The sequence below is a fragment of the Methanothrix harundinacea 6Ac genome, from assembly GCF_000235565.1.
Lineage (GTDB): Archaea > Halobacteriota > Methanosarcinia > Methanotrichales > Methanotrichaceae > Methanocrinis > Methanocrinis harundinaceus.
In genome coordinates this window covers 870,155-884,386 of the sequence record NC_017527.1, presented here as the reverse complement: position 1 = coordinate 884,386, position 14,232 = coordinate 870,155, and the positions used below count along the sequence as shown (strand labels likewise).

Here is a 14,232-nt window from a genome sequence, read left to right as displayed (position 1 = left end):
GGAGACGCCATCGGGTCATGCATACCCCGCCGGATCCTCCTCATCCCGACGACGACGCTTCGATTCCCCGTCCTCCCCATCCTTCGGCTCCTCCTGACGGCTCCAGCCCAGGACCTCCGTCGAGATCTCGAGCCCCAAGAGGTCGCTTGTGGCCCCGATCAGGTTCTCGGCCGCCGCCAGGTCGACGGCCTTCTCCCCATCGGTCTTCCCCATGAGGCAGACGCCCCGGATCCCGTAGAGGGGGGCTAGGCCGACGAGGATCCCGTTGAGGCCTCCGACGATCCCGCTTCGGAGGAGGGTGACGCCGCCCCCTTCCAGGGCGAGGGCGAGGTCGGGATCGGTGGCGACGCCGTAGACCGTATCCTCAGAGGTTCCGACGTAGGCGGCGAGGGTCACGAGATCCGTCACTTCGTAGGAGGCGAGGACCTTCAGGATCTCTCCCGCCAGGTTGTACATGTGGGGCGGCTTCAGGGGCTGGGCGTCCCCGCATAGGATTATGAGGTCGTCCCTCCCCTCCGGAGCCTTCAGCTCCACCTGGAGGGCCCTCGCCAACCCATCCTCCACCGGGACCTCGGGGGGGAATCCGGTGGAGACCATCAGCTGGAAGGTGATCGACTCCAGGGCGGCTGCTATGTAATCTGCCGCCACCTTACCGACGCTGCCGATGCCGGGCATGCCGCCGATGCAGACGCAGGGTCCGAAGATCTTCTGGGACATGGTGGAGGTCGCCCGGGCTCTATCAGTGCCCTACAGCTCTGATGATCCAGTTCACGGGCACCATCTCCTCCGATTCGTCGATGGCGACCTCCGCCAGGAAGATCTCCCCCGTCTGCAAGTCGTAGAAGTAAGAATCTCCCTCAACCTCGTGAAGGTCCACTCCCACCGCGACGGCTCCTCGATCATAGAAGCAGACGTAGAAGTCGCCGTTAATGGGTATGAAAGGAACTTCGATGACGCTGATCCCCGGCTGTCCCTGATTGGCGAAGTATGGTAGATGGGAGTCGGTGAACCTGTAGAGGAGGTTCAGGTTCTCATCCCTGATCTCCATGCTTATTATCCGATCTTCGGGAAGCGTACCATTCTCACCATACGGTACCAAGCTCCAGATCTGGACACCGTCCAGGGTCCAGCTCGGCCTCGGCGGCGTGAACTTGACCGCTTCTGCAACCTTCAGATATCCCGGGCTGCGATAGGTGGCTACGTTCACCATGGTTTCATTTCCGCTGTCCTGGATCAGAAGATCCTGCGAGACCTCTTGGGCGATAGAAGGTCCAACCAGAGATAGGACCGCAAAGCAACATAAGGCCGCGAGAAGTGAACTAGTCTTCTTCAAAGGATCACCATCCTCAATTAGATCGCCGGATATATAGATGATGCCGCAAGGTCGGACTCCTCAGATTTCGGCATATCTCGAGCTTCGGCGGCGAAGGGGGGGCCGGCCCGGGCTCAACCCCAAGAACGGGGCTGACGGCCAGACCTACCCTAACCCCTCCCCATCCTTTCTCCCACCGATCACTATTGGAGCAGCAAGGTGCCGGTGTGGCGGAGGTTCTGCCTCACCATGGGCCACTCGTGGTCTCCGAAGGCGCCGGAGATCTCCCAGATGTATATCCTGCCGTCGTCAGACCCCGCCACCATATCGAGGACGCCGTCACCCTCCAGATCGGCGATCGCCGGGGTCGTGTCGACGTTCCCCAGGGTGACCTTGGGAAAGCCATCCACCTCTGTTCCGTCCAGCCTCCAGGCGTGGACCCGGTTGTCCAGGGAGCCTCCTATGATCTCCTGCTGGCCGTCGCCATCGATATCCGCCAGGGCGATGTTCTTGACATAACCGCCGGTCTGGATGGGGAAGCCGGGATGATCGGAGCCGTCGCTCCTCCAGAGGTAGAGCCTGCCGTCGGTGGCTCCACCCACGATCTCGACCTCCCCGTCACCGTCCACGTCCCCTGCGGCGATGAAGCTGTCCTGGAGAGACCCTGTCGTCTTCCGCGGAAACCCCCTGTAATCCTCCCCCACCCGGGTCAGGGCGTAGAGACCGTCGCTGGCGCCGATGACGATCTCGAGGCTGCCGTCACCGTCCAGGTCCGCGAGGATCGGAGACGAGTATCCTATGGCGCTGCCGGAGAGGTCGGTGAGGGAGGGGCTGCTCAGGTCGACGGGGTATCCCGGCAGAAGGGATCCCAGGCCGTCGACGGCGTAGACCTGGCCGGTGTAAAGCCCCAGGAAGATCGCCAAGATGTCAGTCCCCATCTTCGAGGAGCCGATGACGCTATCCAAGAGACCGTCGCCGTCCAGGTCTCCGATGGCGGGAGAGGACCAGACGGAGTTGGAGGTGATCAGCGGATAGCCGCAGACGGGGGATCCGTCTCCGTTGAAGGCGTATATCCCCCGGTCGGTCGACCCCACCACCACCTCGAGGCCGCTGTCGCCGTCCAGGTCTCCGATGGCGGGAGAGGACCAGACGGAGTTAGAGGTGAGCCGGGGAAAGCCGGAGAGCTCCTCGCCCCGGCCGTTCCAGGCGTAGAGCCTGCCGTCGTCGGAGCCGACGACGATATCCAGGAGACCGTCGCCGTCCAGGTCTTCGACGGCGGGGGAGGAGCGGATGTAGTCTTCGGCCCTCTTAGGGAAGCCTGTAACCTTCGAGCCATCCCGGTTGAAGACGTAGAGCCGCCCCTCATTCGTCCCCACCACGATCTCCAGCTCCCCGTCGCCATCGATATCCGCGAGGGCTGGGGAAGACCAGACGGGGCTGGAGGTCTGAATCCATTCTCCGGTCACGCCCTCGTCGATGGTGAGGAGCCTGAAGGAGCCTATGAAGCTGTCGAAGTAGAGGAGGTTGGCCCTCCTGAAAGCCGACTGCTCCGCCCTGCAGGAGATGTGGTAGATCAGGTCTTCGCCGTTCAGAAACACGTCTCTCATGATGATGGAGGTAGATTCGTCCTCCAGGAGGTACTCCTTCTCCAGGGACCTGACGCCGTTTAGATCTCCGGCGGCGGACTTCATCACCTCAAAGTTTTCGCTCGACTCTTGGTAGCCCGATTCCGCCCGGGAGGAGAACCTCTCCAGAGAGAGGCCCCTCTTCTCTGAGGCCCCCACCAGGATCGTCATCACGCCGGAGGCGGAGAACTCGACGACGGGGTCCTCAACCCCTGAGGTAACGTCCTGAGGGAGGAGGTTGATATCCAGCTCCCTCGGGTACTCTGCCGAGAAGCCGAACTCCAGGCTTTCGAACTCCTCAGTCTGGGAGCTCGCCGGGTCGATCAGGGCCGCGGAGAGGGCCAGGATCAAGAACGCATATCCACGATTGATCATATATTCACTTCCAGGTTGCTCAGGTTAACCAGGCCCCACCCGCAGATCTCGTCGGGGCCGGGCGGCCCCAGGTCCGTGGCGCTCTCCAAAAGGACCCTCCTGACATCCAGGTCGGGATCGTCCTTGAAGAGCTCCAGGACCAGGGCGGCGCATCCCGCCACAAAGGGGGCAGCGGCCGAAGTCCCCACGAACCCCTCGGTCGCGTAGGAGGAGGTCGTCACGTTGTCCGGGGCCATCAGATCGGGTTTCTGACGGCCGTCCTCAGTGGGGCCCCGGGAGCTGTAAGGCTGGATCTCCAGGGTGGATATGTTGATCGCCCCGACGGTGACGACGTTTCGGCAGCATCCCAGGATACCGATGCTGGTATTTTGGACCTGGTGCTCATCGAGGTCGCAGGTGGTGAAGAGGTGGAGCCGACCGGGATGATCGGCGCCGTCGTAGCTCCGGATCTTTATCTGATAGGTTCCGCCCCTGGGGGCGACGAGGCGGATCGTCTCCACCGGCTTTTGGCCCATGTATCCCCTCTGGGGGTTGTCGGAGACGGACCGCCCCCGGCCAGGATGATCGAGGCGGAGGTCGTAATCGAGGGCCGCAGCCTCCCAATCGTCCTTCCAGCTGAGCCAGATGGAGACTTCTTTCCCCCTCTCCAGAGTGAGGTTGATGCTCTCGTCCTCCGGCGAGAAGTTGAGATAACCGTTGCCGTCGGGATCTTTGAACTCGCCGGACCAGTGGCAGAGCGCCTCGTTTCCGGCGGCATTGATCCAGAGGGTCCCGTTGGAGGTCATCTTCTCGACATCCTGGCAGACGGCGTCCTCGCCGTCGAACCCCCCGAAGGGGAAGTCCGAGGAGCAGGATACGATGTCGATCCTCTCCTCCAGCTCCAGGAGCCTCTCCACCGCCCGGGCTACCCCCTCCTCGGTGATCCCCACGTCCACCAGGTAGATCTTGACCCCCGGGGCTATCGAGGAGATCAGCTCGGCGCAGGCGATCCCGTGGACCTCATCCTTGCCGTAGCTCTCATCATCGTAGAGGGTGACGATATCGGCGTTGAGCTTTCCGGCGGTCTCGGGGTCGCAGTAGAACTGGCTGTCCAGGAGGGCGATTGTCAACCCCCGACCCGTGATATTCCGGGCGTGGAGGGCGGATATCCCCGTAATATCCATCATCCGCCGGAGGGAATGGGAGTCCAGAACCGGCTCAGATCCCTCCTCGTCCATAGATCCGTCTATACCCATCGATCCGCCTTCGTCCGACAAAACACATCCTAGGGGGGTCTTGCCGTCGTCCCTTGCGCCGATCTGAGGAGAGGACAGAGCTTCTCCCTCCGCCGGGGCAGGGCCAGTTCCGGAGGCGAGGAGGCCTCCGTAAAGGGCCCGACCATCTCCATCGCAAATCCCGGATGTTGATGGAGAGGCGAGGATCGCCAGAGCTGAAAGACTGATGAGTATAAACGATATAAGTCTCATGGGTGCCGTCACGTCCGTCTTAATTTCAATTCAATGATAAGGGAGGTATCTTATATAAGAATATCCTCATAGATCTCCTTTTGCCGCGTATACCTTTGTTATGGGATCCGAGCTGACCTTCTCAATTTCTATGAAGTTCGGGGGGCCTGGAAAGGGGGTCTGCCCGCCGAAGATCCCGAACCTCGGCCATCCTCCTCCAACCCGGAGGAGAGGACGAAAAAAGGATCTACCAGGGCCCCCATCCCCCACCCATGCGAAGCTTCGTAGTGGTGGGAAACCTCGCGACGACGACGCCGGACTTCTCCCTCGAGGATCTCCCCGGCACCTCAGGACGGATCGACATCCTCTGCCGTTGCATCAACTCAGCCTTCGTCCTCTCCCACGGGATCCGAAGGGACGTCCAGATCTACCTGATCCTCCGAGGAGGCGGTGCCCCAAAAACCGTTCGGCTCCAGGGGCGGGACCTCCGCCACCTCAACCCCGACGAGAGGACGACGGCGGCGCTCCTGAAGAAGGCCCTCGCCCTGGAGGCGGACTTTGCCTGGACGAAGTCGACGCCGGGGATCTCCGTCCGGGCCGGAGACCTGGCGGACCTCCCGATCCGGGCCGAGGGGAGGACCTACTATTTAAGGGAGGACGGATCTGACCATCGAGGCCTCCCCCTGGCTGGAGACGGGACCTTCGTCCTCGGAGACCACATCGGCCTATCGGAGGAGGACGAGGCCTTCCTCGCCGGCCTGGGGGCTGAGATCGTCTCCGTGGGGCCGAAGAGCCTCCACGCCGACCACTGCATCGTCCTATTAAATAACGAGCTGGACCGGAGGGAGGGGCCGTCCCACCCGGCCGGAGGACGAGAGAGGGCGACGAAGGGGGACGAATAAAGAGAAGGGACGAAGAAGAGACGCGTCAGCATGAGCACGATTGATAAGAATAAAGAGGTCGCCGACCTCGCGGAGGGGGCGAGGAGGATCCTCCGCCTCGGCCCCATCTGCGACAGCTGCCTTGGCCGGCAGTTCGCGATGCTATCGACGGGCTTGACTAACGCCGGGAGGGGGGAGGCGATAAAGACCTTCCTCTCCATGGCCGGCTCCATGGACGAAGGAGGCCGGGAGATCCTGGAGGAGCTCGGCCCAAGCTCGAAGAGCGCAAGGCTGAAGCTTGGCCTTCCGGGGGAGGGCGAGAGGTGCTGGGTCTGTCTCGGGGAGATGGAGCCGGCGAGGCTCGACCGGTGGGCCGAGGCCGCCGAGAGGGAGCTTCGCCACCTCGAGCACGAGACCTTCCTCGTTGGCACCAGGATGAGCGGCCTCCTCGCCGAGAACGAGGAGCTGATCCTCGCGGACGGCGGCTCCCGCCACGCCGAGCCGATGAAGTCGGAGCTGAACCGCGAGGTGGGAAAGAGGATCGCCGAGAGGACGGGGAAGGCGACGAGCTTCACCTCTCCCGACGTCCTCGCGGTCCTGGACCTGGAGGAGGGAGCGGTGGAGGTCCAGGTCTCCTCCCTCTACATCCAGGGGAGGTACAGAAAGCTCGTCCGGGGCTTTCCCCAGACGAGGTGGCCATGCCGCGATTGCGGCGGGAGTGGCTGCGAGGCTTGCGGCTTCACCGGCCGGAGGTATCAGGAGTCGGTGGACGAGCTGATAAGAGACCCCATCATCGAGGCGGCCAGGTGCGAGGACACCGTCTTCCACGGCTCGGGGAGGGAGGACATCGACGCCCGGATGCTGGGGACGGGACGGCCCTTTGTGGTGGAGGCGGTCTCCCCCCGGGTGAGGACCCTAGATCTCGCCCGCCTCAAAGAGGAGATCAACCGGCGGGCCTCCGGGAAGGTGGAGGTGAGCGACCTCGAGTTCACCGGGAAGGAGACCGTCGAAGGGCTGAAGAAGGCCCTCTTCGAGAAGAGCTACTCGATGGTGGTGGAGCTCGGAGAGGAGGTACCAGAAGAAAAGCTTAAATCAGTTCTGGACAAACTGGTCGGCTTGGTTGAACAGCGCACCCCCACCCGGGTATCTCACCGCCGGGCCGACAGGGTCCGGAGGAGGGAGGTCCTCGAGATGAGGCTTGACCAGCTCTCGGGGAAGACCGCGAAGATGACCCTCCGGGGAACGAGCGGCCTTTACGTAAAGGAGCTGGTCAGCGGAGACGGCGGAAGGACGAAGCCGAGCCTCTCGGGACTCCTCGAGGTCGAGGCGAGGGTGGCGGAGCTGGACGTTATAAACGTAGGTGGAGAGGCAGATGCCCAAGTCACACGGAATACGGAAACGGACTAGAGATAGGCTGAGCAAATCGGTCAGAGAGCGGGGGATCTCCCCCGTCAGCAGGGCGATCCAGGACTTCGACGATGGCCAGATGGTCCACATCGTCCTCGACCCGAGCATCCACAGGGGGATGCCGAACCCCAAGTTCCACGGTAAGACCGGCAAGGTATTGGGCCGAAGGGGGAGGGCTTACGTCCTGGAAGTGAGGGACGGAAACGCCAAGAAGACGGTGGTATCCCTTCCGGAACATCTGAAACCCCAGAATTGAGATGATCGTCAAGAGCATTCTGAGCGAGGATCTGATGACCCTCGCCGAGGTGAAGGAGGCCCTGGAGGAGATAAGGCTCCGGAGGGCCGAGGAGCCGGAGGAGCTCGGCTACGAGCTGAGAAGGGCGATCAAGCACGCCGAGATCTTCTCCAAGGGCGAGGCGGCCGAGAGCAGAAAGATGGTCGAGGAGCTCATGGGGCTGGAGAAGATGACCAATGAGATCGCGATCAAGATCGCCGACATCCGGCCAAAGACCAAGGACGAGATCAGGGCCCTCTACGCCAAGGAGAGGTTCACCCTCCTGGACGAGGACCTGGACGCGATCCTCGACGTGGTTCTGAGAGGATGACCATCCGATTGTGAGGACGAACAATGACCTCGGAGAGACCCCCACGGCGCGAAGAGATAGCTTGGGTCTTGGATTACCTCCCCTACGGGCACGTATCGGACTCCATGGGCAGGTTTCAGAAGAGGCCCCTCATCCAGGGGGTGGGGGAGAGGGACTTCGTCCTGATGGAGATGGCCCCCAAGGAGGGGGCGGTCCCCGAGATCGGCGTCAGGGCCGTCCTGGTGGGAAAAGACCGGCCTATCGTCGACCGGGTCAACCGGAGGATCGGCTACGAGGAGCTCTCCCAGGGGGCGAGGGTGGAGCTACCCTACGCCATCCAGAAGATCGTCCTGGATAAGGAGGCGTACTACCTCCGCTTCTTCAACGAGGCGGGGCCGCTTACGACGAGGATGCACGCCCTGGAGCTCCTCCCCGGCATCGGGAAGAAGCTGATGTGGGCGATCTTGAACGAGCGGAAGAAGGGCCCCTTCAAGAGCTTTGAAGACCTATCGGAGCGGGTCAAGGGGATATACAACCCCGAGAAGCTTCTGGCAAAGCGGATCGAGGACGAGATCGCGGACGATCGGATCAAGTACCGGATCTTCACCGCGGATCCGCGCCGGCGATGAGGGATACGGGGCGGTGCCCCAAGATCCTCCGATCCTGCTTTTAAGGGGGGACCCTGCCTTGAAGAAGCTAGGCCAGCATTTTCTCATCGACCGGCGGGTCCTTTCCAGGATCGGAGATTACGCCTCCCTCGGCCGCAGTGACGCCGTCCTGGAGGTCGGGCCGGGGACCGGAAACCTCACCCGCGTCCTCTCGGAGCGGGCGGGGAGCGTCTATGCCATAGAGGTCGACCCGGCCCTGGCGTCGTCCCTGGAGGGGCGCTTTGAGAACGTCTCGATCATCCGAGGCGACGCCCTCCGGGTCCCCCTGCCAGAGTACAATAAAATCGTCTCGAACCTCCCCTACCAGATCTCCTCCAAGATCACCTTCAGGCTCCTGGCGAGGCCCTTCGACCTTGCCGTCCTGATGTACCAGCGGGAGTTCGCCGAGAGGATGGTGGCGCCGCCGGGGACGAGGGAACGCGGGAGGCTCTCCCTCAACGTCGCCTTCTGGGCCGAGGCCGAGGTCCTGGAGACCGTTCCCCGGGGGGCCTTCTCCCCCAGGCCCCAGGTCGAGTCTGCTATCGTCCGCCTTCGGCCCCGGAAGACGCCGGCCCCCGTCGACTGGGCAGGCTTCGAAGCCCTCACCCGGGGCCTCTTCTCCATGAGGAGGAAGAAGATCAAAAGAGCCCTCGCCGCCATGAAGGTCCCCCCCGATGCCCTGTCGCGCATCGACCCCGCCGTTCTGGAGAGGAGGCCGGAGGAGCTCTCCCTGGAGGAGGTCGTCGATATGGCGGAGGCCATATCGGGCCGGTGAGGGGGTCCAGATGGGGCGGAAGCCTCGATTTTTTATACTCAACGGCCCACTCTACCACCGATGATAGCATCTGTCGAGCGCTCGCAGGTTTCGGGGGAGGTCTCGGTCCCGCCCTCCAAGAGCTACACCCACCGGGCGATCACCATCAGCGCCCTGGGACCCGGCGGCTCCGTCAAGAGACCGCTATTATCCGCCGACACCAGGGCCACCATCCGGGCCGCCGAGGCCTTCGGGGCGGAGATCGCGATAGAGGGCGAAACGCTGGCGGTGGCCGGCGTTGGAGGTGGGCCGAAGACCCCGGAGAACGTCATCGACGTCGAGAACTCCGGAACCACCCTCCGGATCATGGCGGCGGTGGCGGCCCTCACCGACGGGGCGGTCCTCACCGGGGACGCCTCCATCCGGCGGAGGCCCAACGGCCCCCTCCTCAGATCTCTAGGGGACCTGGGGGCGGAGGCCTTCTCGATAAGGAAGAACGACTGCGCCCCCCTGGTGGTCCGGGGGAGGATCAAGGGCGGTAGGACCGTCCTCGACGGGAGCGTCAGCTCCCAGTTCCTATCGGCCCTCCTCATATCCTGCCCCCTCGCCGAGGAGGACTCCGAGATCGAGATTAAGGGCGAGCTCAAGAGCCGCCCCTACGCCGAGATCACCCTCGAGATGCTGGAGGAGGCAGGTGCCGTGATAGAGACCGATTTTCAGAGGTTCTCCCTCCGGGGCGGCCAGAGCTACGACCTGGGCGGCTACACCGTCCCCGGCGACTTCTCCTCCGCCTCCTACCTCCTGGCGGCGGCGGCGGTCACCGGATCGCGCCTCACGGTCCGGGGCCTCCGCCCCTCTAATCAGGGGGACTCGGCGATAGTATCCATCCTCCAGGAGATGGGGGCTAAGATCTCCTGGGACCGGTCAGAGGGGGTTCTCGAGATCGAGGGGCGCGACCTATCGGGGGTCGAGGTGGACGCGAGCCTCACCCCCGACCTCGTCCCCACCATAGCGGTCCTGGGGGCGGTGGCTGAAGGACGGACCGTCGTCAGAAACGCAGAGCACGTCCGCCACAAGGAGACCGACAGGCTCAGGGCGATGGCGGTGGAGCTCTCCAAGATGGGGGCTAAGATATCAGAAAGGCCCGACGGCCTGGTGATCGAGGGTGGAGGGCTTCGGGGAGCCAGGGTGAACGGCCATCACGACCACAGGATAGTGATGGCCATGACGGTGGCGGGGCTCGTCGCGGGAGATACGATGGTGGAGACCGCCGAGGCCGTCTCCGTCTCCTACCCCGGCTTCTTCGAGGAGATGGCGAGGATCGGCGCCACCGTCGAGGTCGGCGGAGAATGAGCCGGAGATCGCCTCCATAAGTCTTATGTACCTGTAGCGAATCTCAGCCTTGGATCAGCGTTTGCGATTCGGTTCGCCCCATCGGCCCCGGCCGATGCGCGGGCGGCGTCGGACTTGGGGTCCGGGGCTGCTCCAGAGGGCCTCCGGATTCCGAATCCAGAGGCCTCAGATTTCTGGAGGAATAATTTGGCAGAAGAGAATGAAGAGCTGAAACATATAGTGCGCATAATGAACACCGACCTCAACGGTCACCAGCCCGTTCAGATGGCGCTCACAGGCATCACCGGCATGGGAAGAAGGAACGCCCGGCTCCTAGCCCAGAAGGCGGAGATCGAACCCACCGAGACCCTGGGAAAGCTCTCGGACGAGGCGATATCCAGGCTGAGGGAGATCGTCGAGTCGGCCCAGGAGCACCTCCCGGTCTGGATGAAGAACAGGAGGAAGGACCTCCTCACCGGAGAGGACCGCCACGTCATGGGTACCGATCTCGTCATGGCCCTGAGGGAAGAGATGGATATCATCAGGAAGACCCGCAGCTATAGAGGGATCAGGCACGAGCGCGGCCTCCGGGTCCGGGGCCAGAAGACCAGGTCCACAGGCAGAAGGGGAGCCACCGTGGGCGTCAGCAGGAAGAAGAAGTGAGCGAGGCGGGCTATTATGGGATATCCTGGCAAGTGTAGGAAGAGTTACGATACTCCGCGCCACCCCTGGGAAGCCGACAGGATGGCTCAGGAGCTGGAGCTCGTCAAGAATTTCGGCCTCCGGAACAAGAGAGAGGTCTGGAAGGCTCAGAGCCTGATAAGAAAGTACCGCCGGGTAAGCCGTCAGCTTCTGGCAGCCACCACCCGGGGAGAGGCCTCCGTCGGATCTCAGGCGGAGGATGTGCTGGAGCACCTCAAGAAATACGGGATGCTGAAGGAAGATGGGGATCTCGACGCCGTCCTGTCCATAAAGGTGGAGGACCTTCTGGAACGGAGGCTTCAGACCCAGGTCTACCGTCAGGGCCTCGCCAAGACCCTCAGGCAGGCCCGGCAGTTCATAACCCACGGCCACATCCAGATCACGGGCCGGAAGGTGACCGTTCCTGGATACTACGTCAAGCGGGGCGAAGAGATGACCATCGACTACTACCCTGGCTCTCCCATGGCTCAGGAGGCTCATCCTGAGAGGGCCACCAGAATACTCAAGGTGGAAGGATAAACATGGCAGAAGGAAAATGGGGCGTCGCCCACATATACGCCTCCTTCAACAACACGATCATCACCATAACCGACCTCACCGGCGCCGAGACGATCGCCAAGGTCTCGGGCGGGATGGTCGTCAAGGCCGCAAGAGACGAGAGCTCCCCGTATACCGCCATGCAGATGGCAGGCCAGATCGCGGAGCAGGCGATGACCAACGGCATCATCGGCGTCCACGTCAGGGTCAGGGCCCCCGGCGGAAACCGTCAGCGTTCCCCGGGACCCGGAGCCCAGGCGGCGATCAGGGCCCTGGCGAGGGCCGGGCTCAAGATTGGCAGGATCGAGGACGTGACCCCCATCCCCCACGACGGCACCAAGCCCTCCGGCGGACGGCGGGGCAGACGGGTGTGAGCTTTGCAGGTTGAACTGATCGAGCTGGTAGAGGGCCGGGCCCGGTTCCTCCTCAGGGGCGTGACTCCAGCCTTCGCCAACGCCATAAGGAGGGCCTGCCTTGCGGAGGTGCCGTCCCTCGCCATCGATGAGATAAGTATTTATGACAATACGTCGGTCCTCTTCGACGAGCAGCTCTCCCTGAGGCTGGGCCTCGTGCCGATCAAGGCCGACGACCTCAGCCTCTTCCGGGTCCCCGAAGAGTGCGAGTGCGGCGGGGCGGGGTGCCCCGCATGCCAGGTGGGGATGACCCTCTCGGCGGAGGGGCCCTGCACCGTCCACTCCGGCGATCTGAGGTTCTCGGATCCCGGGGTGAAGGTCGTCTTCGAGAAGATCCCGATCGCGATCTTGGGCGAGGGCGAGAAGCTGATGCTGGAGGGGATCGTCACCCTCAACCGGGGGACGGTCCACGCCAAGTGGCAGGCCGGAACCCAGTGCGGCTACAAGAACCTGCCGGAGATAACGATCAGCGATCGGTGTGAAGGCTGCGGAAAGTGCGTCGAGGTCTGTCCCCGGAAGGTCCTCGTCATCGGAGAGGGCGAGGGGAAGGTGAGGGTCCACGACCCCATCAGCTGTTCCCTCTGCAAGCTCTGCATCGGAGAGTGCGATGTCGGGGCGATCAACGTCTCCGCCGTCGAGGACGTCTTCGTCATGAAGATAGATACCGACGGGTCGATGCCTGCAAAGGACCTGGTGACAGGGGCTGCAGGCGAAATCAGGAGGCGCGCGACGTCGCTCAGCCAGCAGTTGAGCGATTTGGCTTAGTGAGGGCGAAGTTAAGACCACGGGCGGGGGTTGCCAAGCCAGGTCAAAGGCGCAAGGTTGAGGGCCTTGTCTCGCAGGAGTTCGTGGGTTCGAATCCCATCCCCCGCACCAACTTACCTTTCTTGATAGCGATTTTATGAAGAGATCGCGTCGCGTTTTAAGATCCTCTGAAGGGTTTTAATCCCTTTTAGGGCAAAACAAAGAGGTGCGACGGAGAAACCCCACCGTCGCAGCATAAAATATTTCATTGTCTCATCAGCCTATCTAGAAATCCTCCTCCTCCATCCAGTCGAGCCACTGCGCCGACCTCAGGCCGATGGCCGTCTCCTCATCCACTCCGTAGACGCTCTGGTAGAAATCCAGCACCCATTCGTGGACCTTCACGTCAGTAAACATCTCAGGATAGGCGGCCTTGGCGATAATCATCGCCTCGATCGGATACTCCAGGCGCTTTGCCCAGTTGTAGGGAGTCCAGGGAAGGGCGTATACACGCTCATTCTTGACGGCAGTAAGCTCCTGAAGATTCTGATAGTACGGTGCAGTGTATAGCTCCCTTGCAGGGTGGTAACCCTGCGCAGTCGGGAGAACGATGACATCGGGGTCCATCTTTAAGATATGCTCGGTGGAGACTACTACAAAGGCACCCATGCCATCATACACATTCTTTGCATTTGCGATATCCTCGATGAAGTATGATTCGATCGTATCAAGGCCCCAGGCCATGCCGGCACCTCCACCATCCCTGGCTCGCGGCGAAAGCCCGAGCTGCATCATGCTGGGCTTTTCGTCCTCGGGAACGTCCTTGGTGCGAGATCGAATCTCCTCTATCTGAGATTCAAGGTAAGAGGCAAGTGCTTCGGCATCTTCCTCGCGAGAAAAGACCTCGCCCACCAGCCGGATCTCATCCCCGATGTAATCCACGCTCGGTTGTTCCTGATATGGAGGGCCCACCAGGATCACCAGCGGAATTCCGAGTGATTCGATGGATTCGATGGTCTTTTGGATCTTCTCGTCGGATCCGGCTGAAAAAGCCCACGACCCTTCTCGGAGAAAAACGACGTCCGGATCGAGGTATACCAGCATCTCGTAGTTGACGGCAGTTGCGCCTTCAACGAGCACAGTCATCTCGGCGAGGTGAGGCATGAGGTACCTAACGGTATTCATCCCATCCTCGAACTCGTAGGTCTCGCCATCTACTGTCTCAAAGCTGTAGTTGTATTCTTTACTGCAGCAGGGAGCTCCCAGAGCTACAATCTTCTCCTGCATTCCGAACCGGTACATGATCCCCTCGACAAAACCATCGTCGATGGCAACGACCCGTTCGATGTTAGCCGGAACTTCCACCGTCCGTCCGAGCATGTCCGTTACTGTTATATGCTCATCAGAGCACGCCGCTCCCGATACGAGGCAGAGGAATGCGGCCGCAAGTATACAGCATCTCACAAAATCCATG

General features: G+C 62.2%; 16 protein-coding genes and 1 tRNA gene. 12 read left to right on the top strand and 5 right to left on the bottom strand.

Going from position 1 to position 14,232, the window contains the following annotated elements; all coding sequences use genetic code 11:
- Positions 1-15: 15 nt before the first annotated feature.
- The 4 genes from MHAR_RS04245 to MHAR_RS04230 form a co-directional block, all read right to left on the bottom strand.
- Entirely contained in the window at positions 16-717 is a 702-nt protein-coding gene (locus MHAR_RS04245) for a PAC2 family protein (protein ID WP_014586381.1), read from the bottom strand.
- Between the two features lie 22 nt (positions 718-739).
- Positions 740-1,333, bottom strand: coding sequence for a hypothetical protein (locus MHAR_RS13250; RefSeq protein ID WP_014586380.1), 594 nt, complete (start codon positions 1,331-1,333; stop codon positions 740-742).
- A 182-nt stretch (positions 1,334-1,515) separates the two neighbouring features.
- Positions 1,516-3,288, bottom strand: a complete 1,773-nt coding sequence (locus tag MHAR_RS04235; RefSeq protein ID WP_014586379.1) for an FG-GAP-like repeat-containing protein — start codon at positions 3,286-3,288, stop codon at positions 1,516-1,518.
- A 20-nt stretch (positions 3,289-3,308) separates the two neighbouring features.
- Positions 3,309-4,778 carry a S8 family serine peptidase gene (locus MHAR_RS04230; RefSeq protein ID WP_014586378.1) on the bottom strand — a complete coding sequence of 490 codons (1,470 nt, stop codon included), beginning with the start codon at positions 4,776-4,778 and terminating at the stop codon, positions 3,309-3,311.
- Between the two features lie 251 nt (positions 4,779-5,029).
- On the opposite strand from MHAR_RS04230, the gene trmY reads away from it, so the two are divergent.
- From trmY to MHAR_RS04170, 12 genes are all read left to right on the top strand, one after another.
- Entirely contained in the window at positions 5,030-5,659 is a 630-nt protein-coding gene (gene trmY, locus MHAR_RS04225) for a tRNA (pseudouridine(54)-N(1))-methyltransferase TrmY (protein ID WP_048144346.1), read from the top strand.
- 30 nt (positions 5,660-5,689) lie between these two features.
- Positions 5,690-7,045, top strand: coding sequence for a tRNA pseudouridine(54/55) synthase Pus10 (locus MHAR_RS04220; protein WP_014586376.1), 1,356 nt, complete (start codon positions 5,690-5,692; stop codon positions 7,043-7,045).
- Entirely contained in the window at positions 7,011-7,301 is a 291-nt protein-coding gene (locus MHAR_RS04215) for a 50S ribosomal protein L21e (RefSeq protein WP_014586375.1), read from the top strand. The genes MHAR_RS04220 and MHAR_RS04215 overlap by 35 nt, the downstream gene beginning before the upstream one ends.
- A gap of 1 nt (position 7,302) precedes the next feature.
- On the top strand, positions 7,303-7,650 hold the full coding sequence (locus MHAR_RS04210; RefSeq protein ID WP_014586374.1) for an RNA polymerase Rpb4 family protein: 348 nt from the start codon (positions 7,303-7,305) through the stop codon (positions 7,648-7,650).
- 23 nt (positions 7,651-7,673) lie between these two features.
- Positions 7,674-8,258, top strand: a complete 585-nt coding sequence (locus MHAR_RS04205) for a DUF655 domain-containing protein (RefSeq protein WP_048144345.1) — start codon at positions 7,674-7,676, stop codon at positions 8,256-8,258.
- A gap of 58 nt (positions 8,259-8,316) precedes the next feature.
- Entirely contained in the window at positions 8,317-9,051 is a 735-nt protein-coding gene (gene rsmA, locus MHAR_RS04200) for a 16S rRNA (adenine(1518)-N(6)/adenine(1519)-N(6))-dimethyltransferase RsmA (RefSeq protein ID WP_014586372.1), read from the top strand.
- Positions 9,052-9,111: 60 nt separating this feature from the next.
- The gene (aroA, locus tag MHAR_RS04195; protein ID WP_014586371.1) at positions 9,112-10,383 is read left to right on the top strand and encodes a 3-phosphoshikimate 1-carboxyvinyltransferase; all 1,272 of its coding nucleotides are present in this window, start codon (positions 9,112-9,114) and stop codon (positions 10,381-10,383) included.
- A 186-nt stretch (positions 10,384-10,569) separates the two neighbouring features.
- Positions 10,570-11,025 carry a 30S ribosomal protein S13 gene (locus MHAR_RS04190; RefSeq protein WP_014586370.1) on the top strand — a complete coding sequence of 152 codons (456 nt, stop codon included), beginning with the start codon at positions 10,570-10,572 and terminating at the stop codon, positions 11,023-11,025.
- 15 nt (positions 11,026-11,040) lie between these two features.
- Positions 11,041-11,583 (top strand): 30S ribosomal protein S4, encoded by a 543-nt coding sequence (locus MHAR_RS04185; protein WP_048144344.1) that lies wholly within the window; start codon positions 11,041-11,043, stop codon positions 11,581-11,583.
- A 2-nt stretch (positions 11,584-11,585) separates the two neighbouring features.
- Entirely contained in the window at positions 11,586-11,975 is a 390-nt protein-coding gene (locus MHAR_RS04180; RefSeq protein WP_014586368.1) for a 30S ribosomal protein S11, read from the top strand.
- A 3-nt stretch (positions 11,976-11,978) separates the two neighbouring features.
- The gene (locus tag MHAR_RS04175; protein WP_014586367.1) at positions 11,979-12,779 is read left to right on the top strand and encodes a DNA-directed RNA polymerase subunit D; all 801 of its coding nucleotides are present in this window, start codon (positions 11,979-11,981) and stop codon (positions 12,777-12,779) included.
- A gap of 23 nt (positions 12,780-12,802) precedes the next feature.
- Positions 12,803-12,890, top strand: a tRNA-Leu gene (locus MHAR_RS04170).
- 153 nt (positions 12,891-13,043) lie between these two features.
- Here the strand turns inward: MHAR_RS04170 and MHAR_RS04165 are convergent.
- Positions 13,044-14,231, bottom strand: coding sequence for an ABC transporter substrate-binding protein (locus tag MHAR_RS04165; RefSeq protein WP_048144343.1), 1,188 nt, complete (start codon positions 14,229-14,231; stop codon positions 13,044-13,046).
- Between the last annotated feature and the right edge of the window lies 1 nt (position 14,232).

Coding starts and splice junctions, on each gene's coding strand:
- MHAR_RS04245 (WP_014586381.1), bottom strand. CDS start 717: ATGTCCCAGAAGATCTTCGGACCCTGCGTCTGCATCGGCGGCATGCCC.
- MHAR_RS04230 (WP_014586378.1), bottom strand. CDS start 4,778: ATGAGACTTATATCGTTTATACTCATCAGTCTTTCAGCTCTGGCGATC.
- trmY (WP_048144346.1), top strand. CDS start 5,030: ATGCGAAGCTTCGTAGTGGTGGGAAACCTCGCGACGACGACGCCGGAC.
- MHAR_RS04220 (WP_014586376.1), top strand. CDS start 5,690: ATGAGCACGATTGATAAGAATAAAGAGGTCGCCGACCTCGCGGAGGGG.
- MHAR_RS04215 (WP_014586375.1), top strand. CDS start 7,011: ATGCCCAAGTCACACGGAATACGGAAACGGACTAGAGATAGGCTGAGC.
- MHAR_RS04210 (WP_014586374.1), top strand. CDS start 7,303: ATGATCGTCAAGAGCATTCTGAGCGAGGATCTGATGACCCTCGCCGAG.
- MHAR_RS04205 (WP_048144345.1), top strand. CDS start 7,674: ATGACCTCGGAGAGACCCCCACGGCGCGAAGAGATAGCTTGGGTCTTG.
- aroA (WP_014586371.1), top strand. CDS start 9,112: ATGATAGCATCTGTCGAGCGCTCGCAGGTTTCGGGGGAGGTCTCGGTC.
- MHAR_RS04185 (WP_048144344.1), top strand. CDS start 11,041: ATGGGATATCCTGGCAAGTGTAGGAAGAGTTACGATACTCCGCGCCAC.
- MHAR_RS04180 (WP_014586368.1), top strand. CDS start 11,586: ATGGCAGAAGGAAAATGGGGCGTCGCCCACATATACGCCTCCTTCAAC.
- MHAR_RS04165 (WP_048144343.1), bottom strand. CDS start 14,231: ATGGATTTTGTGAGATGCTGTATACTTGCGGCCGCATTCCTCTGCCTC.